This is a genomic window from Bacillus cereus group sp. BfR-BA-01524 (assembly GCF_022662595.1).
In the GTDB taxonomy this organism is placed as follows: domain Bacteria; phylum Bacillota; class Bacilli; order Bacillales; family Bacillaceae_G; genus Bacillus_A; species Bacillus_A thuringiensis_S.
On sequence record NZ_JAKUDW010000194.1, the window covers coordinates 1 to 3,510 of the forward strand.

Here is a 3,510-nt window from a genome sequence, read left to right on the forward strand (position 1 = left end):
ATCCTCTTGTTTAGCACTTTGTTGCTTATCCTGAGAGGAATCTTTTTGCTCGTTATTTTTACCCTTATTATGTTTCATACTTCTAGTCTGTTCTTCGTTATCACCCTCTTGATTGTTAGAATGCTGCTCCCAGTTATCTGTTTCGTTTGCTTCTGGTGTATTTGATTTTTTTTTCTTACGTAACCAATTCCAAATCATGTGTATGCCCTCTTTAATCTTGTAATATAGTGCTATTTTGTGGCTAATTTTGTATATTATTCATTTATTTGTGAAAAGAAGAAGGAGATTAGTTTGCACAGAAAAAAGTCTTTAGTAAGCAGTTCATACTATAACGGGGAGAGGGAGAGTCTGTGCAAATTGTAAAAAAAGAGAAATTTATTTTAAAAGAGTTTGCGTTTGAAAATGGCAGAGAAATTCCTGTTCAAATGGGATACGAGACATATGGTATGTTAAATAGAGAAAGGTCAAATATGATTTTGGTTTGTCATTATTTTAGTGCAACAAGTCATGCCGCAGGAAAATATACAGTGCATGATAAGGAGTCTGGTTGGTGGGATGGGCTCATCGGATCTGGAAAAGCAATTGATACAAATAAGTATTTTGTTATATGTACGGATAATCTTTGTAATGTGCAGGTGAGGAATCCATATGTAATTACAACAGGACCGAAATCAATTAACCCAGAAACTGGAGAAGAATATGCTATGGATTTTCCGGTTTTTACATTTCTTGATGTAGCTCGTATGCAATATGAGTTAATAAAAGGTATGGGAATTTCAAGGTTACACGCTGTAATCGGACCGTCGGCGGGGGGAATGATTGCACAACAATGGGCGGTTCACTATCCACATATGGTAGAGCGGATGATTGGCGTTATTACGAACCCACAAAATCCAATTATTACGTCAGTAAACGTAGCACAAAATGCGATTGAGGCAATTCAACTGGATTCAAGTTGGAAAGATGGAAAATACGGAGAAGAGCAGCCGATAAAGGGGCTTCATTTAGCGAATAGAATGATGTTTATGAATGCGTTTGATGAGCATTTTTATGAAATGGCATTTCCTCGTAATAGTATCGAGATAGAACCTTATGAAAAGTTTTCTACATTAACATCATTTGAAAAAGAGATAAATACAGCGACATATAGAAGTATAGAGTTAGTAGATGCAAATTCATGGATGTATACTGCGAAGGCAGTTTTATTGCATGATATTGCACATGGGTTTTCTTCACTAGAAGAATCTCTTTCTAACATAGAAGCGAATGTACTTATGATTCCATGTAAACAAGATTTGCTTCAGCCGTCTCGTTATAATTATAAAATGGTAGATATTTTGCAAAAACAAGGGAAGTATGCGGAAGTGTATGAGATAGAAAGTATAAATGGGCATATGGCGGGAGCATTTGATATTCATTTATTTGAAAAGAAAGTTTATGAATTTTTAAATCGGAAAGTATCTAGTTTTGTGTAGAAGACGAATGATGGGGAAAAGGTGCAATGTTTGTAGTAGGCACCTTTTTTTACATGATTTGTAGACGGAAAATATATGTAGCGATTGCTATACCGAAAAACGCTATGCTAAGCAATAGAAATAAGAATGACATTTCTTGTGGGGAGTTTATTTTTCTATTATTTTTCATACTAAGAGCAATAATTGCAGCGAGTAAGAACACAATGCCCATAATGAAAAGAAAAAGCGTCATTTTAATCGACTCCTTTCATAAAACAAGTATATTGAGGATACAATGTGCTAGTTATGTTTGTAAAGAATAAATTTTTAGAGAAAATTGAGAAATAGTTTTTCGATTCTTTGCGTTCTTTCTTTTGCGTGCTAAAATTGGTAGAGAATGTTTGTGAAAAAGAAACTAAAGGTTTTATTGTATATAAGGAGGAACTACATATGACAGAAGTTAATACAATTACTACAGAAGAGGTACAAGAGCGTTTAGAAAATGGAGAAACGTTATTTCTAGTAGACGTAAGAGAAGATGAAGAAGTAGCGGCAGGAAAGATTCCAGAAGCTGTACATATTAAAATGGGCGATATCCCACATAAAGTGGATTTCTTTAATAAAGAGAATGAATATATCTTTATTTGTCGTTCGGGAATGCGCAGTGAAAATGTATGTCATTATTTAAATGAGCAAGGGTTTAAAACAGTGAACATGGTTGGCGGTATGCTTCAATATGAAGGTGAAACGAAATAGTTAATAGTTAAAAACTTGAAACGAGTCTGTTTCAAGTTTTTTTCTTTTGCATACAGTATAAAAAAGGAGGAGGGGGAAATGGGAATTAATTTGCGTAAAGTGAAAATTATTAATAATACAGGCGCTGTTAATGTCGGTGACTGTTATGATATCTCGCCTTTAGCTGTGGCAAAAGTATATGCAGGTGCTGGAGGGTCGAGTGCGGCTATTTTTTTAAATGGAAAAAGGCAGCCAGAAGCGGTGATTAGAACATCGGTATTTCTTCCGCCTTTGGCAACAAGTACACGTACGTTAGGTTCATAAAGGAAAGGTAGAGTGTAATTATGCCTGCGCATATAAAAGAATTTGTTATTGTTAATAATACTGGAAATATATTTACCGGTGATAATTTGAGTGATACTTCATTTACTGCTTCGAAATCATATAGTGGTTCGATGGGATGCACTTGGATTGATGTTGTTACAGTAATAGGGACGGAGACAAAGCTTTGTTTACAACCAGGAGATTCTGTCACAACAACATATACGAGAGGTACTCCTGCTGGTACTGTAACAGGAGCAAATATGGGGCAAAGTGTAAATGCATCAGGTATAGCACAAGCTGTCCCTAATACAGATAATATGGATTCAATTGCAGGACTCCCTTAAGGAATTAAGGGAGTTTTTATTATTTAAAATAAAAATAGTCTTGGAAATTATTTTTGTAAATAGATTAAGAAGAGGTTTATTTATTATGAAAAAGACGGTTTGTAGGTGGTGAAAGTGTGAAGAATCGTGATAATAATGGGAAGCAAAATTCGTTAAGCTCTAATTTTAGAATTCCACCCGAACTTATTGGGCCTACTTTCCCTCCTGTTCCAACTGGATTTACAGGTATAGGGATTACTGGTCCAACCGGTCCACCGGGCCCAACTGGTCCTCAAGGACCGAGAGGGTTCCAAGGTCCGATGGGGGAGATGGGCCCAACAGGACCTCAAGGTGTGCAAGGGATACAAGGACCAGTTGGGCCAATAGGTGCAACTGGACCAGAAGGACAGCAGGGAGCACAAGGATTGAGAGGACCACAAGGAGAAACTGGAGCGACAGGACCTGAAGGACCTCAAGGAATTCAAGGCGTCCAAGGGTTACCGGGTGCAACTGGTCCACAAGGAATACAAGGAGCACAAGGGATACAAGGAACACAAGGACCGAGTGGGAATACAGGTGCAACCGGAGCAACGGGTCAGGGGCTAACAGGTCCGACTGGAATAACAGGCCCAACAGGGATAACTGGACCATCTGGAGGACCTCCTGGTCCAACG

Annotated in this window: 6 protein-coding genes and 1 pseudogene; 5 read left to right on the forward strand and 2 right to left on the reverse strand. The window is 37.6% G+C overall.

What is annotated here, in order from left to right; genetic code table 11:
• Window positions 1-198, reverse strand: a pseudogene (locus MR170_RS30105) (spore germination protein); the annotation flags it as partial.
• A gap of 152 nt (window positions 199-350) precedes the next feature.
• On the opposite strand from MR170_RS30105, the gene MR170_RS30110 reads away from it, so the two are divergent.
• Window positions 351-1,475, forward strand: coding sequence for a homoserine O-acetyltransferase family protein (locus MR170_RS30110; protein WP_242310545.1), 1,125 nt, complete (start codon window positions 351-353; stop codon window positions 1,473-1,475).
• Window positions 1,476-1,524: 49 nt separating this feature from the next.
• On the opposite strand, the gene MR170_RS30115 is transcribed toward MR170_RS30110, so the two are convergent.
• Window positions 1,525-1,707: a hypothetical protein gene (locus tag MR170_RS30115; protein WP_000171889.1), complete on the reverse strand. Its 183-nt coding sequence runs from the start codon at window positions 1,705-1,707 to the stop codon at window positions 1,525-1,527.
• A gap of 197 nt (window positions 1,708-1,904) precedes the next feature.
• On the opposite strand from MR170_RS30115, the gene MR170_RS30120 reads away from it, so the two are divergent.
• The 4 genes from MR170_RS30120 to MR170_RS30135 all read left to right on the forward strand — a co-directional run.
• Window positions 1,905-2,210 (forward strand): rhodanese-like domain-containing protein, encoded by a 306-nt coding sequence (locus MR170_RS30120; RefSeq protein WP_000141254.1) that lies wholly within the window; start codon window positions 1,905-1,907, stop codon window positions 2,208-2,210.
• Between the two features lie 78 nt (window positions 2,211-2,288).
• Window positions 2,289-2,513, forward strand: a complete 225-nt coding sequence (locus MR170_RS30125) for a spore germination protein (protein WP_000512463.1) — start codon at window positions 2,289-2,291, stop codon at window positions 2,511-2,513.
• Window positions 2,514-2,533: 20 nt separating this feature from the next.
• On the forward strand, window positions 2,534-2,857 hold the full coding sequence (locus MR170_RS30130; protein WP_001110849.1) for a hypothetical protein: 324 nt from the start codon (window positions 2,534-2,536) through the stop codon (window positions 2,855-2,857).
• Between the two features lie 116 nt (window positions 2,858-2,973).
• On the forward strand, window positions 2,974-3,510 hold a 537-nt coding region (locus MR170_RS30135; protein ID WP_346749477.1), incomplete at its 3' end, for an exosporium leader peptide-containing protein.

Coding starts and splice junctions, on each gene's coding strand:
- MR170_RS30115 (WP_000171889.1), bottom strand. CDS start 1,707: ATGACGCTTTTTCTTTTCATTATGGGCATTGTGTTCTTACTCGCTGCA.
- MR170_RS30120 (WP_000141254.1), top strand. CDS start 1,905: ATGACAGAAGTTAATACAATTACTACAGAAGAGGTACAAGAGCGTTTA.
- MR170_RS30125 (WP_000512463.1), top strand. CDS start 2,289: ATGGGAATTAATTTGCGTAAAGTGAAAATTATTAATAATACAGGCGCT.
- MR170_RS30130 (WP_001110849.1), top strand. CDS start 2,534: ATGCCTGCGCATATAAAAGAATTTGTTATTGTTAATAATACTGGAAAT.